The sequence below is a fragment of the Mycobacterium sp. M26 genome (assembly GCF_001494595.1).
GTDB lineage: Bacteria > Actinomycetota > Actinomycetes > Mycobacteriales > Mycobacteriaceae > Mycobacterium.
This window is the reverse complement of sequence record NZ_LN929908.1, coordinates 1,538,088-1,563,315: the sequence shown is the minus strand read 5'-3', so window position 1 is coordinate 1,563,315 and position 25,228 is coordinate 1,538,088. Positions and strand designations below refer to the sequence as shown.

Below are 25,228 nucleotides of genomic sequence, written 5' to 3'. Positions count from 1 at the left end.
GCCGCTAGCGCCACACCGTCACACGACTGTGCCGATGAGCTTTCCGACGGTGTAGGTGGCGGCGATCGCGACGACGCCGAACGCGAGCTGGCGCCCGGCACCGAACCACAGCGAGCCCTTGGTGAACCTGGCGGCGATGGCACCGGCCAGCAGTAGACCCACCCCGCCGCAGATCAAGCCCGGCCACAGCGCCTCAACGCCGAACAGGTACGGCAGCAGCGGGATGATGGCCCCCACCGCGAACAGCAGGAACGAGGAGACCGCGGCCACCATCGCCGACGGCTTCTCGCGCGGGTCCACGCCCAGCTCCTGGGAGATGTGGAAGTGCACGGCCTTGTCCTCGTCGAGGTGGATCTCCTCGGCGGCCTTGCGGGCCGTCGGCTCGGTCATCCCCATGTCCATCAGCATCGCGACGAGTTCGATCTGCTCAGCGTGCGGATGGCGTTCGAAGGCCAGCCGCTCGGCGCGCACCTCCGAGTCGAGTTGCTCGTTGGCGGTGGTGACGGAGGTGTACTCACCCAGCGCCATCGAGAACGCGCCGGCCAGCAGGCCGGCCACGCCGCTGAGCACGACTGTTTGCGCGTTGGCGCTCGCGGCCACGCCGGCGATCAGCGCGGTGTTACTCACCAGGCCGTCCATGGCGCCGAAGGTGGCGGCCCGCAGCCAGCCGCCGGTGACATCGGCGTGCGAGTGGTCGATCTCGTGTGGAAGGGCAACCTCAGGCTGCGTGGTGCCCCCGGTCTGATCGGGCATGACCGCTATTCAACGCGTGCCGTCTGCGCCACTGCGACTCAGGTTTACCTGTGTTTGCCACAAGAGCGTTTGCGCGAACAAGAAGCGGGCTACTTTCACGTATGACTACCACTGCGGAGCATCTTCGTAATGCGCTCGACGGTCGCTGGCGCGACGTCAAGAACGGGGTCCGTGCCGAACTCTCCACCGAGGTGTTCCGGCCGCACTACACACCGAACACCGCCATCGCCCGGGCGAAAGTGGCCGAGCAGCTGAAGATCATGGCCGCCGCCGGCGCCGCCGAGGACGGCTTCCGCAAGGAGCACGGTGGCAACGGCGACGTGGGTGCGGCGGTGACGCGCATCGAGATGCTGGCGATGTCGGACCTGTCGCTGATGGTCAAGGCCGGTGTGCAGTGGGGGCTGTTCGGCGGGGCGATCGAGAACCTCGGCACCGAACGCCATCATCAGGCCTACGTGCGGCGCATCATCGACCTCGACCTGCTCGGCTGTTTCGCGATGACCGAGACCGGCCACGGCAGCGATGTCCAGTCCATCGAGACCACGGCCACCTACGACCCGGGCACCGGCGAGTTCGTCATCAACTCCCCCACCCCGTCGTCGCGCAAGGACTACATCGGCGGTGCGGCCGAAACCGCCCGGGTGGCAGCTGTTTTCGCCCAGTTGATCACGGGCGGTGAGGGCCACGGCGTGCACTGCTTCGTCGTCCCCATCCGCGACGAGGACGGTAACGACCTGCCCGGCATCACCACCTCGGACTGTCAGTACAAGGGCGGGCTGCCGGGCGTCGACAACGGCCGGATCATGTTCGACCACGTTCGGGTACCGCGGGAGAACCTGCTCAACAAGTACGCCGACGTCGCCGCCGACGGCACGTACTCCTCGCCGATCGAGAACCCCAACCGCCGGTTCTTCACAATGCTGGGCACCCTGATCCGCGGCCGGGTCACCGTCGGCGGCAGCGCGGCCGCCGCGGCCCGGGTGGCACTGGACATCGCGGTGCGATATGCGTTGCAGCGCAGGCAGTTCAGTGCCCCGGGCGACGAGGGCGAGGTGCTGATCATGGACTACCTGGTGCATCAGCGCCGGCTGTTCCCGCTGATCGCCCGCTCGTATGCGCTGCAGTTCGCCCAGAACGAGCTGGTGGCCCGCCTGCATGACCTGCAGACCTCCGACAACCCCGACGCCGAGGAGCAGCGCGAGCTGGAGTCCAGGGCCGCCGGGCTCAAGGCCGCCAACACCTGGCACGCCAGCGCGGCCATCCAGGAGGCCCGGGAAGCCTGTGGCGGCGCCGGCTACCTGGCCGAGAACCGCCTGATCGCGCTGCGCGCCGACACCGACGTGTTCACCACCTTCGAGGGTGACAACCACGTGCTCACCCAGCTGGTCGCCAAGGAACTGCTGACCGCCTACGCCGATGACATCAAGGGCATGAGCCCGGTCGAATGGGTGCGCTTCGCGGCCAACTTCGCCGGTGACCGGGTACTGAAAAGGACTGCGGCCGAAACGATCATGCAGACCATCCTCGACACCCGCCAGGACAGTGAAGAGGAGGGCAGCCTGTTCAACCGGGGCACCCAGGTCAACATGTTCGAGGACCGCGAGCAATACCTGCTGTCCTCGGTGGCCCGCCGGCTGCAGCGCAAGTCCAAGGAGATGTCGGCCTTCGACGCGTTCAACGCCGTGCAGGATCACGTGCTGCACACCGCGCAGGCCCACATCGACCGGATCGTGCTCGAGGCATTCGTCGCCGGTATCGACGCCTGTGAGGACGCCGAGGCGCGCCGGGTGCTGGGCATGGTCTGCGACCTGTACGCACTGTCGGTGATCGACGCGGACAAGGCCTGGTTCATCGAGCACCGGTATCTGTCCACCGAGCGGGCCAAGGCCGTCACCCGGGGCATCAACGAACGCTGCCGGGCGCTGCGGCCCTACGCCGAAGCCCTCGTCGACGGGTTCGGGATTCCTGAGCAGCTGCGCTACGCGGAGATGCTGCACCCGGAGCACCTCGCCTAGTTTTGACAATTTTGACAAAACACAGCTGATTGCGCAGTAAGGTCTGCGGCGTGGAACTGACGTTGCAGCGCATCGGTGCCTGGTCCGGGACAGTCATGCTGATCCTCTATGGAACGTCCATGTCGGGTATCGCGCGGATGTTCCCGCCGATGTCACCGGTCTGGTCTGCCGAGACGGTCGCCGACTTCTACATCGACCACAAGATCTGGATCCGGATCGGCGTCGCGGGCTGCCTGCTGACCTCGGTGATCGCGCTGCCGTTCCTGGCCACCATCGTGCTGCGGATCCGCCGCGTCGAGGGCCACTGGGGCATGCTCACGGTCACCCAGCTGTTCGCCGCGGCGATCTTCGTTCCCGCGCTGCTGTTCCCGTTCCTGATCATGGCCGCCGCGGCCTTCCGGCCCGACACCCGGCCGCCGGAGGTCACCCTCGCGCTCAACGACGTGTTCTGGCTGATGTTCATCGGCATCGTCGGCACGATCATCATGCAGAACATCGTGCTGGCCATCACGGCGTTCATCGACAAGACCGAGCCCCAGACCTTCCCGCGGTGGTACGGCTACCTGAACCTGTGGGTGGCGCTGCTGTCGCTGCCGGGGTGTGTGGTGGTGGTGTTCAACGACGGACCGCTGGCCTGGGCCGGGGTGTTCGCGTTCTACATCCCCGGTGCGGCGCTGACGGTCTGGATGTTCACCACGACCTACGTCCTGCTGCGCGGCATCACGGCCCAGCAGAAGGCGCAGGCCGCGTGACGGCGGTGGGCCCGTCCGCACCGCCGGCGCCCCGCCGCATCCCCGGCGAGCAGGGCACCTGGGTGTTCCTGTTCGGCGACATGCTGGTGTTCGGGGTGTTCTTCGCCACGTTCATGGTCGAAAGAGCAAAAGCACCAGCTGTTTTCGACGCCGCCCGCAAGACACTGCACCTCAACATCGGGCTGGTGAACACCCTGGTGCTGCTCACCAGTTCACTGCTGGTGGTCGCCGCGGTGGGCGGGATCCGCACCGGTGCCCGCACCATCGCCGCCCGCGCGCTGTGGGGCGCCATCGGCTGCGGTGTGCTGTTCGTGGCGCTCAAGGTCACCGAATACGTGCTGCTGGCCGGGGCCGGACACAGCCCGGGCGACAACAACTTCTACCTGTACTACTTCATCCTGACCGGGCTGCACCTGCTGCACGTGCTCATCGGCATCGTCGTGCTGGTGCTCCTGCTCACCCAGACCCGCCGGACCGAGCTGTCGGCCACCCGGCTGGCCGTGATCGAGGGCGGCGGATGCTTCTGGCACCTGGTGGACCTGCTCTGGATCGTCCTGTTCCCGCTGCTGTACCTGGTGAGCTGATGCTGTCGCTGATCCGCAATCGGGCCGGGCTGAGCTGGCTGATCCTGATCGCCGCCACGCTGGCGTCCTGGGCGGTGGGCGCCGACCACGGCACCGGGTCCTGGGTGGCCGTCGCCGTGCTCGGGATCGCGGCCATCAAGGTGCGTTTGGTGGGGCTGGATTTCATGGAGCTGCGGCACGCCCCGATCCCGCTGCGCGTGGCGTTCGAGATCTATTGTGTGGGGCTGTGGGCGGTGCTCTCGGGCCTGTATCTCTGGCTCTAGAAGCGCGGCACTGGGGAGATCTTGCTCCCCCGGATGGACTCGAACCATCAACCGTCCGATTAACAGTCGGAAGCTCTGCCAATTGAGCTACAGGGGACTACCTGTCCGTCCAGGCGCTCGCGCGCTGACTCGGACCGGAAAGTGACTCTAGCCTACCGGGGTCCCCTGATGCCAAAACGGGCGGACGAGCGGGCACCCAACCGCGTCAGGCAGGATGGGGGCAGAGCCGAGGAAGGGAGCGCAGTGATTCGGTATCTGGCCGTACTGGGCGTGGGCTACGTGTTGGGCACCAAAGCCGGACGTCGTCGCTACGAGCAGATCGTAGGTACCTACCGTGCGCTCACCGAGAATCCGACCACCAAGACGGTGCTCGACGCCGGCCGACGCAAGATCGCTGACCGGGTCTCACCGGACCCGGATCCCAAGATGGTGACGTTGACCGAGATCGACGCGGAGACCACCGTGGTGGAACCCGTCCAGCGAGATCGCTGAGCGCACGCGAAAACAGCCCTCACGCCGCGATGGCGGAGGGCTGTGATCAGAAAGCTCAGCCCAGCGGGATGCTGATGGTCTGGCCCGGCAGCAGCGGACCCGTGGTGACACCGATACCGCCACCATTGCCACCGTTGGCGTCCGGGCCGTAGATGCCGAAGTCCGGGGTGCCGATGAAGGCCGGGGTGCCGTTGGAGTACGAGATGCACTGGCCGTCGTTGCGGGAACCCACCCAGGCCAGGCAGGTGCCGGTCGCCGAGGTGCTCGACGTGCTGGCGTCGGTCAGCGCCGCCAGGGCCGGCACCGCAGCCGCAGCCACGGCAAGCGCGCCGAAGGCGGCGAGACGCCGTGCACGAGAATTCGCGGTAGTCATATCTGACCTTTCGCCGGAGACAGGCAGCGTGTTAACCATACCGTGATCACAGTGGTCACGCAGTCAGGTCGTCGCCGCTCGCCTGTTCGAGCAGGCTGCGGCGATAGGACTCCAGGGCCACCAGGTCACCGAACAGGGCGTGATATTCGTCTCCCTGCTCCACCGGCGACATCCGCTGCAGCTTGGACTTCACCTCGGCGACCTGCCGCCCCACCCAGACTTCCTGCAGGCGGGCCAGCACGCCGCCGATATAGCGGGGCAGTTTGTCCTCGTCCTCGACCCGGATGGTCTCCACGCCGAGCTCGGTGATCAGGCCTTGAGCCGCCGCGGACCCGGCCTTTTCCCGCACCATGTCGATCCACAACCCACCGGTGGCTCCCGACGACGTGCCGCCGGCTGTCTCGATCGCCATGCGCACCGCCGCATAGCCGGGATGGGTGAAGCTCTCCACAGTCAGGGTGTCGAAGATCGGACCGGCCAGCGCCGGGTACTGCAGCGCCGCCTTGAGCGCCTCGCGCTGCGGCCACAGTGTCGGGTCGCGCGGGTCGGGGCGGGCCGCACCGGCATCACCGGCCGGCCGGGGCCGGGCCGTGGCCTGACGCCGGTTGTCGGCGCGGGCGCCGGGTTTGTGGCCGGCTTCCTCGCGGACCCGGCCGACTACCTGGGCCACGTCGTCCCAGCCCACCCAGCCGGCCAGCTGGCGGGCGTACTCGTCGCGCAGGGTCGGGTCCTTGATCTGGGCGACCATCGGCACGCAGCGGCGCAGTGCCGCCACCCGGCCCTCGGCCAGGTCCAGGTCGTGCTCGGCCAGGGCGGTGCGAATCGCGAACTCGAACAGCGGGGTGCGCCGGGCCACCAGGTCGCGCAGCGCGCCGTCACCCTGGGCCAGCCGCAGATCGCAGGGATCCATCCCGTCGGAAGCCACCGCGACGAAACTCTGCCCGGCCAGGTTCTGCTCACCCTCGAACGCCTTGAGCGCGGCCGCCCGGCCCGCAGCGTCGCCGTCGAAGACGTAGATCAGTTCGCCGCGGAAGAACTTGTCGTCCATCATCAGCCGGCGCAGCATCGACAGGTGCTCGTCGCCGAACGCGGTGCCGCACGAGGCGACGGCGGTGGTGACCCCGGCCAGGTGCATGGCCATCACGTCGGTGTAGCCCTCGACCACCACGGCCTGATGCCCCTTGGCGATATCCCGCTTGGCCAGGTCGATGCCGAAGAGCACGTTGGACTTCTTGTACAGCACCGTCTCCGGGGTGTTGACGTACTTGGCTTCCATCTGGTCGTCGTCGAAGATGCGGCGCGCCCCGAAGCCGACGGTCTCGCCGCTGGCGGTGCGGATCGGCCACAGCAGCCGGCGGTGGAAGCGGTCCATCGGGCCGCGACGGCCTTCCCGGGAGAGTCCCGCCGCTTCGAGTTCCTTGAACTCGAAACCCTTGCGGATGAGGTGCTTGGTCAGCGAGTCCCAGCCCGACGGGGCGAAGCCGCAGCCGAACTGGCGGGCGGCGGCGGCGTCGAAGTTGCGCTCCGTCAAGTACTTTCGAGCCGGTGCGGCCTCATCGGAGTCCAGTGCGGCCGCATAGAACTCCTGGGCCGCGGCGTTGGCGGCGATCAGCCTGCTGCGGCTGCCGCGGTCGCGCTGCACGCTGGTGCCGCCGCCGCTGTAGGTGACGGAGTAGCCGATCCGGTCGGCCAGCGTCTCCACCGCCTCGACGAAGCTGACGTGCTCGATCTTCTGGAGGAAGGCGTAGACGTCGCCGCCCTCACCGCAGCCGAAGCAGTGGAAGTGGCCGTGGTTGGGCCGAACGTGGAACGACGGCGACTTCTCGTCGTGGAACGGGCACAGCCCCTTCATCGAGTCCGCCCCGGCCCGGCGCAGCTGGACGTAGTCGCCGACGACGTCCTCGATCCGGACGCGCTCCCGGATGGCGGCGATGTCACGGTCGGAGATGCGCCCCTTGCGGTCCCCGCCCACGCCTGCTGCCATCGGCACAGTCTAGAGCGCGACGATGCGCTCGAGTCTGCCCTCGGTGAACGAGGCGATCTGGTCGACCACCACCCGCATCCTGGCGGCGTCGTCGGCGGCCGCGTTGAACTCCGGGACGAAGATGGCGTCCAGGGTGGCGGGCGCGCCGGACAGCAGCCAGTTCGCCACCTGATGGATGCGGTCGCGCTGGCGGGCCTGCAGTTCCAGGTGCCGCGGATCGGACATGATGAATTGCAGCGCAAGGGTCTTGAGCACGGCGACCTCGGCGCGCACGGTGGCCGGCACCTGAAGGTCGGCCTGGTAGCGCACCAGGGGCTGCGGCCCGGCGACCTCATGGGTCAGCGCGATCGCGGCTGAGGCGAACCGGCCGACCAGCTCACTGGTCAACCGCTTGAGCGCCACCGCCGCGGTCAGCGTGCCGTCGTACTTGCCCACCGCCGCCACCACCGGCAGCCGGGACAGCCGCCGGGCCGCCTCCTCCAGTTCGGCGGCGGCCACGGCATCGGACTCCCCCAGCTTGCCCAGGGTGGCCGCGGCGTCGTCGTCGGCCAGCACCCGCAGGTCGATACGGCCCGAGACTACACCGTCCTCGACGTCGTGCACGGAGTAGGCCACGTCGTCGGCCCAGTCCATCACCTGTGATTCCAGGCAGGGCCGGCGCGCCGGATGACCGCCGCGCACCCACTGCGCCAGCTCACGGTCATCGTCGTAGAAGCCGAATTTGCGGCCCTGCTCACCGCGGAACCACGGGTACTTCGTCACCGCGTCCAGCCCGGCGCGGGTGAGGTTCAGCCCGACGCTGCGCCCTTGCGCATCAAGCACTTTCGGCTCGATCCGGGTCAGGATGCGAAAGTTCTGGGCGTTGCCCTCGAACCCGCCGCAGGAGGCCGCGAACTCGTCGAGCGCGCGTTCGCCGTTGTGCCCGTAGGGCGGGTGGCCGATGTCGTGGGCCAGGCCGGCCATGTCGACCAGGTCGGGGTCGCAGCCCAGCGGGATGGCCATCCCCCGCCCGATCTGCGCCACCTCCAGCGAGTGCGTCAGCCGGGTGCGCGGATTCTCGCTCTCGCGCGGCCCGACCACCTGGGTCTTGTCGGCCAGCCGGCGCAGGGCAGCACAGTGCAGCACGCGGGCACGGTCGCGGGCGAAGTCGCTGCGGTGCTCGGTGCTGGTGCCGGGGAGCCCGGCAGCCTTGGGCGGCTCGGTCACCACCCGTTCGCGGTCGGCCTCGTCGTAACGGCCGTACTGATTCGTCATACCGGGGCACAGTCTGCCAGGCCCCGACGACGACGATTGCGTCGAAGTTTCACGGGCGCGCCGCCTGTACACCACTAGATTGGATGCTCATGCGCCTCGCCCGTCTGCTCAGCCTGCTCGCCGCCATCCTGACGGTGGCGACCCTGGTGGCACCGGCCGCCACCGCCGAGCCACCGTTCCGGCTGCCCGACTACGTCACCGACAACGCCGGGGTGCTCTCCGACAAGCAGCTCGCCGACGTGCAGAAGGCCGTCGACCAGCTCTACTCCGACCGACGGGTACGGCTGTGGGTGGTGTTCGTGGACTCGTTCGCCCCCAAGGGCGCGATGTCGTGGGCCCAGGACACCCGGGTGGTCAGCGATCTGGGTGACGAGGACGCGATCCTGGCGGTGGCGACCAAGGACCGGTCGTACTCGTTCCTGGTGCCGTCAGCCGCGGCGGGCGGCAGCTCCACGAAGGTCGACGACATCCGGCGCGACCGCATCGAACCGGCACTGCGATCCAACGACTGGGCAGGCTCGGCGATCGCGGCCGCCAACGGCCTGGCCGCACTGGGCGCCTCGAGCGGTGCGGCGGCGGGGAGCATCTCGATCGTGCCCGCCTTGATCATCGCCGCGATCGTGCTGCTGGCGATCGCGCTGCTCATCCTGTGGAGCAAGCACCGCAAGCGCAAGCGGCACGAGGCCGAGGTCGCCGCCGCCAAGCGGGTCGACCCGACCGACCCCACCGCGTTGGCCGCGGTACCGCTGGATGCTCTCGACGAGCTATCCCGCTCGATCGTCGTCGACGTCGACAACGCCGTGCGCACCAGCAACAACGAACTGACGCTGGCCGTCGAGGAGTTCGGCGAGCAGCAGACCGCGCCGTTCGCCAAGGCCGTCGAGAACGCCCGGATCACGCTGCAGCAGGCGTTCAACGTCCGCCAGCAGCTCGACGACGACGTCCCCGAGACACCGACCCAGCGGCGCGATCTGCTGACCCGGGTGGTGGTGGCCGCGGCCAAGGCCAACCGCGAACTGGAAACCCAGACCGAGTCGTTCCACCAGCTGCGCGATTTGGTGATCAACGCACCGGACCGGCTCGACGCGCTGACCCAGCAGCTGGTCGACATCACCGCCCGGATCGATCCGTCCCAGCAGAAGCTCACCCAGCTGCACACCGAGTTCTCCGAGTCCGCCCTGGCATCGGTGGCGCGCAACGTCAATGCCGCCAAGGAGCGGCTGGCCTTCGCCGACGAGTCCATCACCCGCGGCCGTGAGCTGGTGGCCAAGCCGGTGGCCGGCAAGCAATCCGAACTGGTCGACTCCGTCCGCGGTGCGGAATCGGCTCTGCAGCAAGCGGGTTCGATGCTCGACGCGGTGGACAGCGCGGCCACCGACATCCGGCGCGCGGTGTCCACGCTGCCGGCGGCGATCGCCGACATTCAGAACGGCATCAACCAGGCCGCCACCCAGCTCGCCCAGGGTGAGCTGGCCAACCCGGCAGAACTGTCGGCGGCGCGCGACGCCGCGGTCAAGGCGGTGACGGCCGCCCAGAGCACCGGAACCGCCGATCCGCTCGGCGCATTCACCACCCTCACCGAGGCCGACGCGCAGCTGGACCGGTTGCTGGCGGCGGTGGCCGAGGAGCGCGAAGCTACCGAGCGGCTCAACCGGTCCTACGACCAGGCGCTGTTCACCGCGCAGTCGCGGGTGCGTTCGGTGTCGGACTACGTCGACACCCGCCGCGGCAGCGTCGGCCCGGAGGCCCGCACCCGGCTCAATGAGGCGGTGCGCCAGCTCGAGGCCGCACAGTCGAAGAAGAAGTCCAACATCTCCGAGGCCATCGCCCACGCCAACGGCGCGTCGATGCTGGCTGCCCAGGCCCAGCAGCTGGCCAACAGCGATGTGCAGGCCGCCCAGCGCGCCTACATGAATCACTATGGCGGCGTTGGCCGTTCGTCGGACATGGGTGCGGTGATCGGCGGCATCATCCTGGGCAACATCCTGTCCGGCGGAGGCCGCGGCGGCGGATTCGGTGGCGGGTTCGGCGGGGGCGCAACCTACGGCGGCTCGCAGGGCTCCTCGGGCGGCGGGATGCTCGGCGGCGGGGGCCGGTTCTAGCGGTCGGTTTCGGCCGCGAGCGTGCACGAAATGCACGCCTGAGCGGCGTGTCGCTGTACCGACACGCACGCTCGCGCTGGAGGGTGAGCGGTCAGCCCTTGAGCCGGGTGGCCAGGTAGTCGACCACCGAGTCCAGGCCGATCCGCTCCTGGGTCATCTGGTCACGCTCGCGCACGGTCACGGCCTGATCGTCGAGGGTGTCGAAATCGACTGTGACGCAATACGGTGTGCCGATCTCATCCTGGCGGCGGTAGCGGCGTCCGATGGCGCCGGCGTCGTCGAACTCGATGTTCCAGTACTTGCGCAGCTCGGCGGCCAGGTCGCGGGCCTTGGGGCTGAGCTCCTCGTTGCGCGACAGCGGCAGCACCGCAGCCTTGACCGGCGCCAGCCGCGGGTCCAGCCGCAGCACCGTGCGCTTGTCCACCCCACCCTTGGCATTCGGCGCCTCGTCCTCGGAGTAGGCGTCGACCAGGAACGCCATGAACGAACGGGTCAGTCCCGCTGCGGGTTCGATGACGTAAGGGACGTAGCGCGTGTCGGAGGCCTGGTCGTAGAACGACAGGTCGGTGCCGGAGTGCTCCGAATGCGTCTTGAGGTCGAAGTCGGTGCGGTTGGCGATACCTTCCAGCTCACCCCAGGGGTTGCCGGCGAAGCCGAACTTGTACTCGATATCGGTGGTGCCCGCGCTGTAGTGCGACAGCTTCTCCAGCGGGTGCTCGTAGAGCCGCAGATTGTCGCGTTTGATCCCGAGGTCGACGTACCACTGCAGGCGGGTGTCGATCCAGTACTGGTGCCAGTCCTTGGCGGTGTCGGGCTCGACGAAGAATTCCATCTCCATCTGCTCGAACTCGCGGGTGCGGAAGATGAAGTTGCCGGGGGTGATCTCGTTGCGGAAGCTCTTGCCGATCTGGCCGATGCCGAACGGCGGCTTCTTGCGCGATGTGGTCACCACGTTGGCGAAGTTGACGAAGATGCCCTGCGCGGTCTCCGGGCGCAGGTAGTGCAGGCCTTCCTCGGACTCGATCGGGCCGAGGTAGGTCTTGAGCATCATGTTGAAGTCACGCGGCTCGGTCCATTGGCCCTTGGTGCCGCAGTCCGGGCAGACGATCTCGGTCATCGGCACCGAGTCGGGATCGTCGATTCCCTTCTTGGAGGCGTAGGCCTCCTGCAGGTGGTCCTGGCGGTGGCGCTTGTGGCAGTTCAGGCATTCGACCAACGGGTCGTTGAACACCGCGACGTGACCGGAGGCCACCCACACCTCGCGGGGCAGGATGATCGAGGAGTCCAGGCCGACGACGTCGTCGCGACCGGTGACCACCGAGCGCCACCACTGCCGCTTGATGTTCTCCTTGAGTTCGACACCCAATGGGCCGTAGTCCCACGCCGACTTGGTACCGCCGTAGATCTCGCCGGACTGGTAGACCAGGCCACGTCGCTTGGCCAGGTTGACGACGTTATCGATCACGGACGCCACGAGGGTGTCACTCCTTTGTCTGCTGTATCTGTCTCGGCTTATCGGGCAACAGTCCCTTAGCCTAGCGACCCGGCGATGCCGCCCCGCCGCCGCCGGTGGCGTTGACATGCACAACTGCGCATGTATTCTGGCCGTATATGAAAACCGTTTCCAATTGGGCTGATGTCGATGCGGCACCGCAGCTGTCCGCCGACCTCCTGGATCGCGCCGGTGAGTTGCTGCGCGCCCTGGCCGCCCCGATACGCATCGCCATCGTGATGCAGCTCCGGGAGTCCCAGCGCTGCGTGCACGAGCTCGTCGATGCGCTCGACGTCCCCCAGCCGCTGGTCAGCCAGCACCTGCGGATCCTGAAGGCGGCCGGCGTCGTCGCCGGTGAGCGCTCCGGGCGCGAAGTGATGTACCGGCTGGTCGACCACCACCTCGCCGAGATCGTCGTCGCCGCGATCACTCACTCCGAAGAGGACCGCACGTGACCGGGGCCGAGGTCCGCTCCGCAGGCGGCGGAGTACGGGCCACCCGCCAGCGGGCGGCCATCATCGGGCTGCTCGACTCCGTCGAGGAGTTCCGCTCCGCGCAGGACCTGCACGACGAGCTTCGCCGCCGCGGCGAGAACATCGGACTCACCACCGTGTACCGCACGCTGCAGTCGCTGTCGGCCGCCGACCTGGTCGACATGGTGCGCACCGACACCGGCGAGTCGATGTACCGGCGCTGCTCGGCGCCGCACCACCATCACCATCTGGTCTGCCGGCACTGCGGGTCGGCGGTCGAGGTCAGCGGCCGCGAGGTCGAGGCCTGGGCCGCGGATGTGGCGTCCGCGCATGGCTTTTCCGACGTCAGTCACACCATCGAACTGTTCGGCACCTGCGCCGACTGCGCGCGACGCTAACCGGCGACGATCACGTAGAGGGTGCGCGGCCCGTGCACCCCTTCGACCCGGTCGAGTTCGATGTCGCTGGTGGCGCTGGGTCCGCTGATCCACGTCAGCGGCCGGGTGTGGCTGCCGAGGTCGACCAGTCGGCCGACCGCCTCGGGCACATCGGTGACGATCTGCTCGGCCCCGACCACGCACACGTGCACGTCCGGGATCAGGCTCAGCGCCCGCCGGCCCTGACCCGGACCGTGATCCAGCACGATGGTGCCGGTGTTCGCGATCGCCAGTGTGGCGGTGGTGACGACCGCGTCGATACCGTCCAGAGCCGCTGGGCCGAGCCCGTCATCGACCACCCAGCTCACCGGAACCTCTGCGCCCCAACGGTTCTGCACCAGATCATCGGCCACCACGGTGGTCGCGGAGACCGTCGCCAGCGCCTCGGACAGCGCGGAGCCGACGGCGTCGCTGGCGACCCGCACGACGGTGGCGCGGTAGTCGGCGGCCCGCTCAATGAACCGTTCCACGACATCCTCACCGTCGGTCGACACCGGCTCGCCGTAGGCCCAGGCCGGTTCGGGTGCGATCGGCCGGTCCGCCAGCGCCGCCCGCACCCGCCCGAGAATCTCCTCGCGCGCGCTCATCGGTCCTCCTCCGTGCGTCCGCCGTCGGTGCGTTCCCACCACGCCCGGAACGACTCCGCCGGAGGTACCGGGGTGTCCCGGGCGCTCGACCACCCGCCGGCCGGTCCCGGCAGCGAGCGCAGCACCTGCTTGCCGCCCAGTGCCCGGCTGCGCAGCGCCCGCCCGCCGAGTGCCGCGGCGCGCTGCGCCGCCTCGAACCGGCGGTGGTCGGCGAACATCCAACTTGCCGCCGTCATCGCGGCCTGTTCGGGCGACGGCAGTCCGCCACGGGCTTCGTCGACCACCCGGGTGCGCAGGTGCACCAACAGCGAGGGGATGTCGATCCGCACCGGGCAGACGTCGAAACACGCTCCGCACAGGCTCGAGGCATACGGCAGCGACTTGTCGACTTCGCTTGTGGTACCGCGCAATTGCGGTGTGAGGACCGCACCGATCGGGCCGGGGTACACCGACCCGTAGGAATGCCCACCGGCCCGCTCGTAGACCGGGCAGACGTTGAGGCACGCCGAGCAGCGGATGCACCGCAGGGCCTGGCGACCGACGGTGTCGGCCAGCACGTCGGTGCGACCGTTGTCGAGCAGCACGATGTGCATCGCGCGCGGGCCGTCGCCGCCGGTGGGTCCGGTCCAGATCGAGGTGTAGGGGTTCTCCCGCTCACCGGTGCTGCTGCGGGGCAGGACCTGCAGGAACACCTCCAGGTCACGCCAGGCGGGCAACACCTTCTCGATGCCGACGACCGAGATCAGGGTTTCCGGCAAGGTCAGGCACATCCGGCCGTTGCCCTCCGACTCGACCACCACCAGACTGCCCGTCTCGGCGATGGCGAAGTTCGCACCCGACACCGCGACCTTGGCGCGCAGGAACTTCTCCCGCAGATGCAGCCGGGCGGCTTCGGCCAGCCGGCGCGGCTCGTCGGTCAGGTCGGCGGGCGCGGGCCTGCCGACCTTGCCCATCTCACGCAGGAAGATCTGGCGCACCTCGGCACGGTTTCGGTGGATGGCGGGCACCAGGATGTGACTGGGCCAGTCGTCACCGAGTTGCACGATCAGTTCGGCCAGATCGGTCTCCCAGGCGGCGATACCGGCCGCCTCGAGCGCGTCGTTCAGCTCGATTTCCTGAGTCGCCATCGACTTGACCTTGACGACCTCCTGCGAGCCGGTGGCCTTCACGAGGTCGACGACGATGCGGTTGGCCTCTTCGGCGTCACGGGCCCAGTGCACGACGGCCCCTGCGGCGGTGGCGTTGGCCTCGAACTGTTCCAGGTACTCGTCGAGCCGGGCCAGCGTGCGGTCTTTGATCGCCTCGGCCGCCAGCCGTAGTTCCTCCCAGTTCGGCAACTCCTCCACCACGCCGGCGCGCTTGTCACGGATGATGCCGGTGGCGTGCGCGAGGTTGCGGCGCTGGACCGAATTCTGCAGTGCCGCTTTGGCTGCCGTCGGGAACTTCGGCAAAGCCCTGGGCATGCCCAAGAATGCCTGAGTGACGCCGACGTGCGGGTGCCCGCTCACGATGCGCTCCCCTCGGTGGCCGCGAGGATCTCGGCCAGGTGCATGACGCGGATGCCGCTACGCTGGCGTGACAGGATGCCGCCGATCTGGGCCAGACACGAATTGTCGCCCGCCACAAGCACTTCAGCCCCGGAATCCTTGACGTGGCGGGCCTTGTCGGCGCCCATCGAGACCGAGACGTCGGCGTTCTTCACCGAAAACGTTCCACCGAAACCGCAGCACTGATCGGCGGCGGGCAGGTCGACGAGGTCGATGCCGCGCACCGCGCGAAGCAGTTGTAGCGGCCGGTCCCCCACCCGCAGCATCCGCAGCGAGTGACACGTCGGGTGGTAGGTGACCCGGTGCGGAAAGTAGGCCCCCACATCGGTGACGCCGAGGACGTCGACCAGGAACTCGGATAGTTCGTACACCCTGGGGACCAGGTCATCCACCGCCGCGCCCAGTGCCGTGTCCCCGGCCCGTGCGGCAATGTCACGGTGCTGGTGGCGCACCGATCCGACACAGGATCCCGACGGGGCGACCACGGCGTCGCAGTCGGCGAAGGCAGTCACGAAGCGGCGCACTGCCGGAACGGCTTCGGCGGCGTAGCCGGTGTTGGTGAACATCTGGCCGCAGCAGGTCTGTTCGGCGGGGAAGACCGGCTCGCAGCCGAGGCGGCGCAGCAGGCGGACGACCGCCTTGGGCGTCTCCGGCCACATGGTGTCGTTGTAACAGGTCGCGAAAACGGCGACTTTCATCATGGCAGCATCCAGGACAGCACCGTCGACTGAAGGCCGATCAGCAGGCACAGCGCCGCCAACATGCCCAGGCTCCACCAGATCACCCGGCGGAAGATCTCGGACTCACGTCCCACCAACCCGACGGCCGTCGCGGCGATGGTGAGGTTCTGCGGACTGATCATCTTGCCGACAACTCCTCCGGAGGTGTTCGCCGCCACCAGCAGCGTCGGGTCGATCCCGGCGTGCGTGGCAGCCGTCTGCTGCAAGGTCGCGAACAAGGCGTTCGCACTGGTGTCGGACCCCGTCACCGCGGTACCCAACCAGCCGAGAATCGGTGAGAGGAACGCGAATACCGCACCCGTACCCGCGATCCACGTTCCCACGGTAATGGTCTGGCCGGATTGGTTCATCACATAGGCCAGCGCAAGTACCGAGGCGACGGTCAGGATCGAGAACTTCAGCTTGAGCACCGTGCGGCCGTAGACCGCGGCGGCCTCCACCAGCGAGAGGCGATACACCACGGCCACAATCACACCGGCGATCAGCAACAGTGAGCCGGGCGAGGACAGCCAGCCGATGGTGTAGACCGTGGACGCCGACGGCTTGCCCGCGGCCGTGAGAACATGGCCGTCCAGGCCTGGCCAGCCGAACTTCACATCCGTTCCTGCCAACCACTTCTTGGCCGGGGCCAGCAGTTTCGCCACGGCGAAGACCACGATCACCAGCAGATAGGGAAACAAGGCCAGGAACACCCGCGACGGGGTGAGTGCGGTGTCGGCCCGCGGCTCGACGACCGTCGTCCCCCGCGGCGCCGGCCGGCCACTGGTCGAACCCGCATCCTCCCGGGCCCCCTCGGTCAGCAGGCGCTCCCGGGCTTCGGCGGTGTTGGCCGGGCGCCACGCCCGCAGCATCAGCACGGCGGCGGCCAGGCCGGCCAGGGAGGCGATCACATCCGTCAGCTCCACCGAAAGCCAGTTGGCGGAGACGAACTGGGCCAGGGCGAAGGTGACGCCGACGACCGAGGCGATCGGCCGGACGTCACGGACCCCGCGGCGACCGTCGGCGAGCAGGACCAGGATCAGCGGGACGAACAGCGCGAGCAGCGGTGTCTGCCGACCCACCACGGCGCCGATCTCGGTGAAGGGGATTCCGGTCAGATTGCCCGCGGTGATGATGGGGATCGCGATGGCGCCGAACGCTACCGGCGCGGTGTTGGCCACCAGCACCACGACGGCGGCGCGCATCGCGGTGAAGCCGATCGACATCAGCATCACCCCGGTGATCGCCACCGGGGCACCGAAACCGGCCAGCGCCTCGAGCAGTCCACCGAGGCAGAACGCGATGATGATCGACTGCACGCGGGGATCGTCGGAGACCCGGTCGATGACGCGGCGCAGGTCCTCGAACCGCCCGCTGGTCACGGTGAGCTCGTAGAGCCAGATCGCGTTGAGGACGATCCACATGATCGGGAAGACGCCGAAGGCGAATCCCTCGGTGGCCGACAATGCCGCCAGGCCCGGGGCATGCCGTAGACGGCGACGGCGACCACCAGCGCCGTGCCCAGGCCGGTGAGTCCGGCCCAGTGCGCTTTCCACTTGAGGACGCCGAGGGTGATGAACACCGCGAGCAGCGGGAGCAGCGCCACCAACGACGAGTAGAACAGGCTGCCGGCGATCGGGGCCAGGTTCGGTGTGTACATGCAGGTGCCCAACCAGTCAGGGGCCGACCTCTTAGTGGTCTGACCACAAGGTGGTGTGTACACTAAGCGTGAGCCCGCTCACAGTCAACCCCCCTGATAGGGAGAGACCTATGGCCGAGCGATGAACCGGGTGACCAGCTCGAGGTGTCGGGGAACGTCGGGTAGTCGTCGGGCGCCGGGGGCAGCTGGGGGAACGTGTCCTTCCGTCTGCGCTCAGCCCCCCGCCACGAGCTGGTCACCCGGTTCATCGCCATGGGGCACATCCTGCCTGAACATCTCCTTACCGTGATTAGCGGGCTGCCGGTAGACGCGCTCCACCAAGGGCAGTGTCCGCAGTTGGCGCTCCAGGTGCCACTGCAGGTGCGCAGCGACCAGACCACTGGCGTGGCTGCGGTGCGACGGCGTCGAGGACTCCGCCGTCTGCCAGTCCCCGTCGTAAAGCGCCGACATCAGGTCCACCACCGCCTGCGGCGGGGTGCTCGAGCCCGACGGCCGGCAATGCATACATACGCTGCCACCAGCGCCGATGTGGAATGCGCGATGCGGCCCGGGCGCCGCGCAGCGGGCGCATTCGGTGAGCGCGGGCGCCCAGCCGGCGATGCCCATGGCCCGCAGCAGGTAGGCGTCCAGCACCAGTTCGCGGGGCCGGCTGCCGTCGGCGACCGCCCGCAACGCCCCGACGGTGAGCCGGTGCAGCGCCGGGGCGGGGGCGCGTTCCTCACCGGCCAGGCGCTCGGCGGTCTCCAGGACGGCACACGCGCAGGTGTAGCGGCCGTAGTCGTTGACGATGTCGGTGGCGAACGCGTCGATGGACACCACCTGGGTGACGATGTCCAGGTTGCGGCCCGGATGCAGCTGGACGTCGATATGCGCGAACGGCTCCAGCCGGGAGCCGAACTTGCTGCGGGTACGACGGACGCCCTTGGCAACCGCGCGGACCAGACCGTGGTCGCGGGTCAGCAAGGTGACGATCCGGTCGGCCTCACCGAGCTTGTGCTGGCGCAGCACGACCGCACGATCCCGGTACAGCCGCATCAGACGAGTTTCGCACCGTAATGCGACATCCACGCGGACGCGCGCCGTTAGTCTCGACGTCGCCATGTCTGTGAATGCCAATCCGAGCAGGTCGACCCGGTTTCCGACGGTCGGCGAGCAGCTCTACCAGTTGGCCAGCGGTGCGGTGACCTCCGCAGAGCTGGTCCGCCGGTCGCTGCACGCCATCACAGTCAGCCAGTCGACGCTCAACGCCTTCCGGGTGGTGCTCACCGAGAGCGCCCTGGCCGAGGCCGCCGAGGCCGATCGCCGGCGGGCCGCCGGTGAGCAGGCCCCGCTGCTCGGCATCCCGATCGCGGTCAAGGACGACGTCGACATCGCGGGGGTGCCCACGTCCTTCGGCACCGCAGGACGCATCCGGCCCGCCACCGAGGACGCCGAGCTGGTACGCCGGCTGCGGGCCGCGGGCGCGGTGATCGTTGGCAAGACCAACTGCTGCGAACTGGGCCAGTGGCCGTTCACCAGTGGCCCGGCGTTCGGCCACACCCGCAATCCGTGGTCACGCAAGCACACCCCCGGGGGATCCTCGGGCGGTAGCGCCGCCGCCGTCGCCGCGGGCCTGGTGGCCGCCGCCATCGGCTCCGACGGGGCGGGCAGTGTCCGGGTGCCGGCGGCGTGGACCCACCTGGTCGGCATCAAGCCACAGCGCGGTCGCATCTCGACGGCGCCGCTGTGCGAACCGTTCAACGGCATCACCGTCAACGGCGTGCTGGCCCGCACGGTGGCCGATGCGGCGCTGGTGCTCGACGCCTGCTCGGGCAATGTCGCCGACGATCCGCACCAGCCGCCCCCGGTGCGGGTCTCCGATCACGTCGGGGTCGCGCCCGGGGCGCTGCGGGTCGCGCTGTCGACGCGGTTCCCCTTCACCATCTTCGGGGCCAAACTGCACCCCGAGATCCGCGCCGCCCTGCAGACGGTCGGCGATCAGCTGGTCGACCTTGGCCACACCGTGATGGCCGGCAACCCGAACTACGGGCTGCGGTTACCGCTGAGCTTTCTGCCCCGGTCCACCGCCGGGCTGCTGGAGTGGGCCGACCGGCTCGGCGAGGACGTCACCTTCGACCGCCGCACCGAGGCCAACATGCGGATGGGTGAACTGCTGTCGGGTTCGACCTCTTAGTGGTCTGACCACAAGGTGGTGTGTACACTAAGCGTGAGCCCGCTCACAGTCACCCCCCCTGATAGGGAGAGACCTATGGCCGAACCCGCCCCGCCGGCGCCCCAGTGGACCCCCGTCGCGAAGGTCCGCTCCCACGAACTGGTCATCGCCGCCATCGAGGACCAGATCATGCAGGGCGCACTGAAGGTGGGCGACCCGCTGCCCCCGGAGCGTGAACTGGCCGCCCGTCTGCAGGTCAGCCGCGCCGGCGTGCGCGAGGCGATCCGGGTGCTCGAGGCCCAGGGCGTCGTCACCGCCAATGTCGGCGCCGGCCCGGAGGCAGGCACCTTCATCACGGCCATGTCGAGCACCGCGCTGACCCGATTCCTGCGCCTGCACGTCGCGCTGTCCAACTTCGCGATGACCGACATCGTCGACGCGCGCGTCATCCTGGAGCGCAACAGTGCGGCCCTGGCCGCTGCCAATGCCGGTGACGTCGAGCAGGCCGCGATCCGCGCTCCCCTTCTCGAGATGGATTCGGCGGGAATCGATGTCGAGCGCTTCAACGACGCCGACACCGCGTTCCACGTCGCGATCGCGCAGGCCAGCGGGAATCAGTTGGTGTCGGATATGACCGTGGCCATCCGGGCGTCGCTGCGTCAGCCGATCCTTGACGCCATGCGGCAGGTCGAGGATTGGCCGGCGCTGGCCCGAGTCCTGCAGAGCCAGCACCACGGAATCTTCGCGGCGATCCAGGCCGGTGACGCTGAAACGGCCGCAGATCTCACCGAGGCGCACATCCGCGCAGCCTTCGATGCGCTGGCCGGGTTGCGCAGCAGCTGAGGCTAGGCGGTCAGCGCAGCGCGGGCGTCCACCCCGCCGGCCAACACCATGAGCACCAGCGTCTGCAGCGACTGATCGCTCAGGCCGTCACCGGGAAAGTTGTAGCGCAGCATCACATCACCACGCTTGCCGGGTTGTTCCACGAGCGTCACGGTGCCCAGCATCGTCGACTGTGCTTGTGCGGCAACCCGTTTGCGAAGATCGGCGTTCAACGGCAGATCCCAGGCCAGCACCTGGGTCACCGACACCATCTCGATGTCCTCGGCAATCGTCACCGTCCGCAGTGAGGCGAACGTGCCGTCGTGGCGCACCGTCAGCGCGCCGTCCTCCTCGACGTCGACCGGCATGACCTCGCGCAACGCCTCGGCCAGACGGGCCGCGAGCGTCACGCGCGTCCGAAGCGCCGGTTGCGCTCGGCGTACTCCTCGCACGCAGCCCACAGGTCGCGGCGGTCGTAGTCCGGCCAGAGCTTGTCCTGGAACACATATTCGGCGTACGCCGCCTGCCAGAGCATGAAGTTGCTCGACCGCTGCTCCCCCGACGTCCGGATGAACAGGTCGACATCGGGGATGTCGGGCCGGTGCAGATGCTCGGTGATGGTGGCCTCGTTGACCCGCTCGGGATCGATGCGCCCGGCGGCGGCGTCGCGGGCGATCTGGCGGGCGGCTTCGGCGATCTCGGCGCGGCCGCCGTAGTTGACGCAGTAGTTGACGGTGATGACGTCGTTCTGGGTCGTCATGTTCTCGGCGATGTCGAATTCCTTGATGACACTGCGCCACATCCGCGCCCGGGAACCGACCCAGCGCATCTGCACACCCATGATGTCGAGGTTCTCCCGGCGCCGCCGCACCACCTCGCGATTGAACCCCATCAGGAAGCGGACTTCCTCGGCGCTGCGCCGCCAGTTCTCGGTGGAGAACGCGTAGACGGTCAGATGCTTGATGCCGATCTCGATGGCCCCGCAGGTGATGTCGATGAGGACGGCCTCACCCATCTTGTGGCCCTCGGTGCGGCTCAGCCCGCGCTGGGTGGCCCACCGGCCGTTGCCGTCCATGACGACGGCGACGTGCTTGGGCATCTGGTCGGCCGGGATGGCCGGCGGCACCGCTTTGGACGTGTGCTGGGGTGGCCGGCTCAGCTGGCCGCCCTTGGCCACCCCTGGAGGCCGGGCACCCCAAACTACGGGCTGCGGTTACCGCTGAGCTTTCTGCCCCGGTCCACCGCCGGGCTGCTGGAGTGGGCCGACCGGCTCGGCGAGGACGTCACCTTCGACCGCCGCACCGAGGCCAACATGCGGATGGGTGAACTGCTGTCGGGTTCGATGCTGCGCTGGGCGCGCCGCAGCGAGCCGTCATTGCATCGCCGGGTGGGCGCGATCTTCAACGCCGTCGACGTGGTGCTGGCGCCGACCACCGCCCAGCCGCCGCCGCCCGCCCGGATGTTCGACGACCTCGGTCCGACGGGCACCGATCGGGCGATGATCGCGGCCTGCCCGGTGACCTTCCCGTGGAACGTGCTGGGCTGGCCGTCGATCAATATTCCGGCCGGCTTCACCTCCGACGGCCTGCCGATCGGAGTGCAGCTGATGGGCCCGGCCAACAGTGAGCCGCTATTGATCTCGCTGGCCGCCGAGCTCGAGGCCATCAACGGGTGGGCCGACAAACAACCCGACGTGTGGTGGAACACGCCGACGGTGAAGGACCTAGAAACCTAGCCGCCCAAGCTGTTTGGGGTCGCGCTGCCAGTTCTTGGCGATCTTGACCCGCAGGTCCAGGTACACCTTGGTGCCGAGCAGCTTCTCGATCTGGGTGCGCGCGGCGGTGCCGACCTGCTTGAGGCGGGCCCCACCCTTGCCGATCACGATGCCCTTCTGGCTGTCGCGCTCCACGTAGAGCACCGCGTGCACATCGATGAGATCGTCACGGCCGTCGCGTTGTTCGACCTCTTCGATGACCACTGCGAGGGAGTGCGGTAGTTCGTCGCGCACGCCCTCGAGTGCGGCCTCCCGGATGAGTTCGGCCATCAGCACTTCTTCGGGCTCGTCGGTGAGTTCACCGTCGGGGTAGAACGCCGGGCCGGGCGGAAGCTGGCCGGCCAGGACGTCGATCAGAACGTCAATCTGCTCGCCCTTGGTGGCTGACACCGGGACGATCTCGGCGGCGGTGTCGCCGACGAGTTCGTGTACCGCGATGAGCTGTTCGGCCACTTTGCCTTTGGCCACCTTGTCGATCTTGGTGACGATGACCACCAGAGTCGTCCGGGGTGCGACGGCCCGGATCTGTTCGTAGATCCAGCGGTCGCCGGGGCCGATCGGTTCGTCGGCCGGGATGCACAGACCGATGACGTCAACTTCGGAGTAGGTGTCGCGCACCAGGTCGTTGAGCCGCTTGCCGAGCAGGGTGCGCGGCCGGTGCAGGCCGGGGGTGTCGACCAGCACGATCTGGAAGTGTTCGCGGTGCACGATGCCGCGGATGGTGTGCCGGGTGGTCTGCGGCCGGTTGGAGGTGATCGCCACCTTGGTGCCCACCAGGGCGTTCGTCAGCGTCGACTTTCCGGTGTTGGGCCTGCCGACGAAACAGACGAAGCCGGAATGGAATTCGTCGCTCACTGCGGGTTCCCGGTCCGGTCGGTGACGATGACGGCCGCGTCCGGGGACAGTTCCTTCACTGCCGCGACGCCCTCGTCGGCGGCCGAGCCGCCGAGCAGGACGGCGGCCTCCAGACCGGTGGCCCCGCTGGACACCGCGGCGGCCACGGCGGCCTGTAAGGCGGTCAGCTGCAGCGCCGCCAGCGTCACCGGGGCGCCGGCGTAGGTGCGCCCGTCCAGGTCGCGCACAGCCGCGCCCTCGGTGGCCTCGGCCCGGCCCATCGCACCGCGGGCGAGCACCACGAGCTTGGTGTCTTCAGCGTCCAGCTCAGTCATCGCTCACCTCGTTCTCCCGTGCCGTCCTGCTCACCAGAACGGTTTCGATCCGCACCCGGCCGCGGTGGTCGCGGCCGCCCTCGGCGCGCAACCGCAGCCCGTGCGACTCCACTTCAGCCCCGGGCAGCGGAACGCGGCCCAGCTCCAGGGCGACCAGCCCGCCGACGGTGTCGACGTCGAGGTCCTCTTCGAACTCGATGTCGTAGAGCTCGCCGACGTCCTCGATCGGCAGCCGCGCCGAGACCCGGAACTTGTTGTCGCCCAACTCCTCCACCGGCGCGACCTCGTGGGTGTCGTACTCGTCAGCAATCTCGCCGACGATCTCCTCCAGCACATCCTCGATGGTGACCAGCCCGGCGATCGCGCCGTACTCGTCGACCAGCAGGGCCATATGGTTGCGGTCGCGCTGCATCTCGCGCAACAGCTCGTCGAGCGGTTTGGAGTCGGGAACGAACACCGCGGGCCGCATGACCTCGGACACCGTGGTGTCACGCCCGCTGTTGGTCGAGTAATAGGTCCGCTGCACAAGGTCTTTGAGGTAGACCACGCCGATGACGTCGTCGACGTTCTCCCCGATCACCGGGATCCGGGAGTGACCGCTGCGCACCGCCAGCGAGGTGGCCTGGCCCGCCGTCTTATCCGCCTCGATCCAGACCATCTCGGTGCGCGGCACCATGACCTCGCGCGCCGGGGTGTCGCCGAGTTCGAACACCGACTGGATCATCCGGCGTTCGTCGTCGGCCACCACACCGCGCTGCTGGGCCAGATCGACCACCTCACGCAGTTCGATCTCGGAGGCGAACGGGCCATTGCGGAAGCCGCGGCCCGGCGTGACGGCATTTCCGAGCAGGATCAGCAGCCGGCTGATCGGCGTCAGCAGCACCGAGATCGCTTGCAGCGGAACAGCTGACGCGAGCGCGATGGTGTAGGCGTTCTGTCGGCCCACGGTGCGCGGGCCCACCCCGATCACCACGAAGCTGGCGACGGTCATGATGGCGGCCGCGGCAACCAGGCCCCAGGTGAGCCCCAGGTCATCCCAGAGGAAGGCGACCAGCAGCACGGTGGCCGCCGACTCGCAGGCGATGCGGAGCAGGACGACGAGGTTGATGTAGCGCGGCCGTTCGGCCATCACCCGGGCCAGGCGCAGCGCCCCGGGCCGTTCGTCGCGCACCAGTTCCTCCACCCGCGCCACCGAGACCGTACTGATGGCAGCGTCGATCGCGGCGAACAGGCCACCCAGGGCGATGAGGGCGATGGCGCCGAGTAGCGGGCCGAGTCCGGTCACGGTTCGTCGAAATACCGCGACTTGTCGAGCAGTCGCCGGTCCTTCTCGTTCTGACGGTCGTGGTGGTAGGACTCGACCTGGTCGGCCACCCACTCCTCGAGCAGCTGACGCTGCAGGGCGAACATCTCTTTTTCCTCGTCCGGTTCGGCGTGGTCGTAGCCCAGCAGGTGCAGGACTCCGTGCACGGTCAGCAGGGCCAGTTCCTGGCCCAGGGTGTGCCCAGCGGCGGCGGCCTGGCCGGCGGCGAACTCCGGGCACAGCACGATGTCGCCGAGCATCGCCGGACCCGGCTCCGGCGCATCGGGCCGACCGCCGGGTTCGAGCTCGTCCATCGGGAAGCTCATGACGTCGGTGGGCCCGGGCAGGTCCATCCAGCGCATGTGCAGATCGGCCATCGCGTTGGTGTCCAGCAGCACCATCGACAGTTCGGCAGCCGGGTTGACGTTCATCTTGCGGATCACGAAGCGGGCGACGCTGATCAGTTCCTCTTCGGAAACGTCGAGGCCGGATTCGTTGGATACCTCGATGCTCATGGTGGT

At 68.6% G+C, this 25,228-nt stretch carries 23 protein-coding genes, 1 tRNA gene and 5 pseudogenes; 11 read left to right on the top strand and 18 right to left on the bottom strand.

Annotated elements, in window-relative coordinates:
• Nucleotides 1–18 precede the first annotated feature (18 nt).
• Nucleotides 19–753: a VIT1/CCC1 transporter family protein gene (locus BN3385_RS16695; protein WP_059018248.1), complete on the bottom strand. Its 735-nt coding sequence runs from the start codon at nucleotides 751–753 to the stop codon at nucleotides 19–21.
• A 101-nt stretch (nucleotides 754–854) separates the two neighbouring features.
• Between BN3385_RS16695 and BN3385_RS16690 the strand changes: the two genes are divergently transcribed.
• The 4 genes from BN3385_RS16690 to BN3385_RS16675 all read left to right on the top strand — a co-directional run bounded on the left by BN3385_RS16690 (nucleotide 855) and on the right by BN3385_RS16675 (nucleotide 4,367).
• Nucleotides 855–2,768, top strand: a complete 1,914-nt coding sequence (locus BN3385_RS16690) for an acyl-CoA dehydrogenase family protein (protein ID WP_059018246.1) — start codon at nucleotides 855–857, stop codon at nucleotides 2,766–2,768.
• 95 nt (nucleotides 2,769–2,863) lie between these two features.
• Complete coding sequence (locus tag BN3385_RS16685; protein WP_059022042.1) at nucleotides 2,864–3,520, top strand: hypothetical protein; 657 nt, start codon at nucleotides 2,864–2,866, stop codon at nucleotides 3,518–3,520.
• An 80-nt stretch (nucleotides 3,521–3,600) separates the two neighbouring features.
• Nucleotides 3,601–4,104 (top strand): cytochrome c oxidase subunit 3, encoded by a 504-nt coding sequence (locus tag BN3385_RS16680; protein WP_231748862.1) that lies wholly within the window; start codon nucleotides 3,601–3,603, stop codon nucleotides 4,102–4,104.
• Nucleotides 4,104–4,367: a cytochrome C oxidase subunit IV family protein gene (locus BN3385_RS16675; RefSeq protein WP_059018242.1), complete on the top strand. Its 264-nt coding sequence runs from the start codon at nucleotides 4,104–4,106 to the stop codon at nucleotides 4,365–4,367. The genes BN3385_RS16680 and BN3385_RS16675 overlap by 1 nt, the downstream gene beginning before the upstream one ends.
• A gap of 24 nt (nucleotides 4,368–4,391) precedes the next feature.
• Here the strand turns inward: BN3385_RS16675 and BN3385_RS16670 are convergent.
• Nucleotides 4,392–4,464 (bottom strand) — tRNA-Asn (locus BN3385_RS16670).
• A 146-nt stretch (nucleotides 4,465–4,610) separates the two neighbouring features.
• On the opposite strand from BN3385_RS16670, the gene BN3385_RS16665 reads away from it, so the two are divergent.
• Entirely contained in the window at nucleotides 4,611–4,859 is a 249-nt protein-coding gene (locus BN3385_RS16665; protein WP_059018240.1) for a hypothetical protein, read from the top strand.
• A 55-nt stretch (nucleotides 4,860–4,914) separates the two neighbouring features.
• Here BN3385_RS16665 and BN3385_RS16660 read toward each other — a convergent pair whose 3' ends face one another.
• From BN3385_RS16660 to BN3385_RS16650, 3 genes are read right to left on the bottom strand one after another with little or no spacing between them, the layout of a single operon-like run.
• Nucleotides 4,915–5,232 (bottom strand): DUF7155 family protein, encoded by a 318-nt coding sequence (locus BN3385_RS16660; protein WP_059018237.1) that lies wholly within the window; start codon nucleotides 5,230–5,232, stop codon nucleotides 4,915–4,917.
• A 55-nt stretch (nucleotides 5,233–5,287) separates the two neighbouring features.
• Nucleotides 5,288–7,216 carry a DNA primase gene (gene dnaG, locus BN3385_RS16655; protein ID WP_059018235.1) on the bottom strand — a complete coding sequence of 643 codons (1,929 nt, stop codon included), beginning with the start codon at nucleotides 7,214–7,216 and terminating at the stop codon, nucleotides 5,288–5,290.
• A gap of 9 nt (nucleotides 7,217–7,225) precedes the next feature.
• The gene (locus BN3385_RS16650) at nucleotides 7,226–8,470 is read right to left on the bottom strand and encodes a deoxyguanosinetriphosphate triphosphohydrolase (protein WP_059018233.1); all 1,245 of its coding nucleotides are present in this window, start codon (nucleotides 8,468–8,470) and stop codon (nucleotides 7,226–7,228) included.
• 89 nt (nucleotides 8,471–8,559) lie between these two features.
• Between BN3385_RS16650 and BN3385_RS16645 the strand changes: the two genes are divergently transcribed.
• The gene (locus BN3385_RS16645; RefSeq protein WP_059018232.1) at nucleotides 8,560–10,572 is read left to right on the top strand and encodes a TPM domain-containing protein; all 2,013 of its coding nucleotides are present in this window, start codon (nucleotides 8,560–8,562) and stop codon (nucleotides 10,570–10,572) included.
• 91 nt (nucleotides 10,573–10,663) lie between these two features.
• Here BN3385_RS16645 and BN3385_RS16640 read toward each other — a convergent pair whose 3' ends face one another.
• Nucleotides 10,664–12,046 carry a glycine--tRNA ligase gene (locus BN3385_RS16640; RefSeq protein ID WP_059018230.1) on the bottom strand — a complete coding sequence of 461 codons (1,383 nt, stop codon included), beginning with the start codon at nucleotides 12,044–12,046 and terminating at the stop codon, nucleotides 10,664–10,666.
• Nucleotides 12,047–12,183: 137 nt separating this feature from the next.
• Here BN3385_RS16640 and BN3385_RS16635 point away from each other — a divergent pair, with 137 nt between their 5' ends.
• Both BN3385_RS16635 and BN3385_RS16630 read left to right on the top strand, forming a co-directional pair.
• Nucleotides 12,184–12,519: an ArsR/SmtB family transcription factor gene (locus BN3385_RS16635; protein ID WP_059018228.1), complete on the top strand. Its 336-nt coding sequence runs from the start codon at nucleotides 12,184–12,186 to the stop codon at nucleotides 12,517–12,519.
• Complete coding sequence (locus BN3385_RS16630) at nucleotides 12,516–12,935, top strand: Fur family transcriptional regulator (RefSeq protein ID WP_059018225.1); 420 nt, start codon at nucleotides 12,516–12,518, stop codon at nucleotides 12,933–12,935. Before BN3385_RS16635 ends, BN3385_RS16630 begins: the two co-directional genes overlap by 4 nt.
• Here the strand turns inward: BN3385_RS16630 and BN3385_RS16625 are convergent.
• The 6 genes and pseudogenes from BN3385_RS16625 to recO all read right to left on the bottom strand — a co-directional run bounded on the left by BN3385_RS16625 (nucleotide 12,932) and on the right by recO (nucleotide 18,522).
• On the bottom strand, nucleotides 12,932–13,561 hold the full coding sequence (locus BN3385_RS16625; RefSeq protein WP_059018223.1) for a LutC/YkgG family protein: 630 nt from the start codon (nucleotides 13,559–13,561) through the stop codon (nucleotides 12,932–12,934). The two genes, BN3385_RS16630 and BN3385_RS16625, sit on opposite strands and share 4 nt — an antisense overlap.
• Nucleotides 13,558–15,024 carry a LutB/LldF family L-lactate oxidation iron-sulfur protein gene (locus tag BN3385_RS16620; RefSeq protein ID WP_197415310.1) on the bottom strand — a complete coding sequence of 489 codons (1,467 nt, stop codon included), beginning with the start codon at nucleotides 15,022–15,024 and terminating at the stop codon, nucleotides 13,558–13,560. The genes BN3385_RS16625 and BN3385_RS16620 overlap by 4 nt, the downstream gene beginning before the upstream one ends.
• A 41-nt stretch (nucleotides 15,025–15,065) precedes the next feature.
• A complete protein-coding gene (locus BN3385_RS16615) occupies nucleotides 15,066–15,806 on the bottom strand; it encodes a (Fe-S)-binding protein (protein WP_059018218.1) in 741 nt (246 codons plus the stop codon).
• Nucleotides 15,806–17,487 (bottom strand): annotated as a pseudogene (locus tag BN3385_RS16610) (L-lactate permease). The gene BN3385_RS16615 and the pseudogene BN3385_RS16610 overlap by 1 nt, the downstream one beginning before the upstream one ends.
• A 134-nt stretch (nucleotides 17,488–17,621) precedes the next feature.
• Nucleotides 17,622–17,741 (bottom strand): annotated as a pseudogene (locus BN3385_RS29445) (isoprenyl transferase); the annotation flags it as partial.
• Entirely contained in the window at nucleotides 17,701–18,522 is an 822-nt protein-coding gene (recO, locus tag BN3385_RS16605) for a DNA repair protein RecO (protein ID WP_059018216.1), read from the bottom strand. The gene recO and the pseudogene BN3385_RS29445, both read right to left, overlap by 41 nt.
• Nucleotides 18,523–18,586: 64 nt before the next feature.
• On the opposite strand from recO, the pseudogene BN3385_RS16600 reads away from it, so the two are divergent.
• Together BN3385_RS16600 and BN3385_RS16595 are read left to right on the top strand one after the other, a co-directional pair.
• Nucleotides 18,587–19,645, top strand: a pseudogene (locus BN3385_RS16600) (amidase); the annotation flags it as partial.
• A gap of 90 nt (nucleotides 19,646–19,735) precedes the next feature.
• Complete coding sequence (locus BN3385_RS16595) at nucleotides 19,736–20,482, top strand: FadR/GntR family transcriptional regulator (RefSeq protein ID WP_059018214.1); 747 nt, start codon at nucleotides 19,736–19,738, stop codon at nucleotides 20,480–20,482.
• Between the two features lie 2 nt (nucleotides 20,483–20,484).
• Here BN3385_RS16595 and BN3385_RS16590 read toward each other — a convergent pair whose 3' ends face one another.
• Complete coding sequence (locus BN3385_RS16590) at nucleotides 20,485–20,871, bottom strand: hypothetical protein (protein WP_059018212.1); 387 nt, start codon at nucleotides 20,869–20,871, stop codon at nucleotides 20,485–20,487.
• A pseudogene (locus BN3385_RS16585) lies at nucleotides 20,868–21,620 on the bottom strand (isoprenyl transferase); the annotation flags it as partial. The gene BN3385_RS16590 and the pseudogene BN3385_RS16585, both read right to left, overlap by 4 nt.
• On the opposite strand from BN3385_RS16585, the pseudogene BN3385_RS16580 reads away from it, so the two are divergent.
• Nucleotides 21,618–22,196: pseudogene (locus BN3385_RS16580) on the top strand (amidase family protein); the annotation flags it as partial. The pseudogenes BN3385_RS16585 and BN3385_RS16580 overlap by 3 nt on opposite strands.
• Here the strand turns inward: BN3385_RS16580 and era are convergent.
• The 4 genes from era to ybeY are packed head-to-tail and all read right to left on the bottom strand — an operon-like array spanning nucleotide 22,185 to nucleotide 25,222.
• Nucleotides 22,185–23,090, bottom strand: coding sequence for a GTPase Era (era, locus tag BN3385_RS16575; RefSeq protein WP_059018210.1), 906 nt, complete (start codon nucleotides 23,088–23,090; stop codon nucleotides 22,185–22,187). The pseudogene BN3385_RS16580 and the gene era overlap by 12 nt on opposite strands.
• On the bottom strand, nucleotides 23,087–23,404 hold the full coding sequence (locus BN3385_RS16570) for a cytidine deaminase-like protein (RefSeq protein WP_059018208.1): 318 nt from the start codon (nucleotides 23,402–23,404) through the stop codon (nucleotides 23,087–23,089). Before BN3385_RS16570 ends, era begins: the two co-directional genes overlap by 4 nt.
• The gene (locus BN3385_RS16565) at nucleotides 23,397–24,689 is read right to left on the bottom strand and encodes a hemolysin family protein (RefSeq protein ID WP_059018206.1); all 1,293 of its coding nucleotides are present in this window, start codon (nucleotides 24,687–24,689) and stop codon (nucleotides 23,397–23,399) included. Before BN3385_RS16565 ends, BN3385_RS16570 begins: the two co-directional genes overlap by 8 nt.
• Nucleotides 24,686–25,222, bottom strand: coding sequence for an rRNA maturation RNase YbeY (ybeY, locus tag BN3385_RS16560; protein WP_059018204.1), 537 nt, complete (start codon nucleotides 25,220–25,222; stop codon nucleotides 24,686–24,688). The genes BN3385_RS16565 and ybeY overlap by 4 nt, the downstream gene beginning before the upstream one ends.
• Nucleotides 25,223–25,228: the final 6 nt, after the last annotated feature.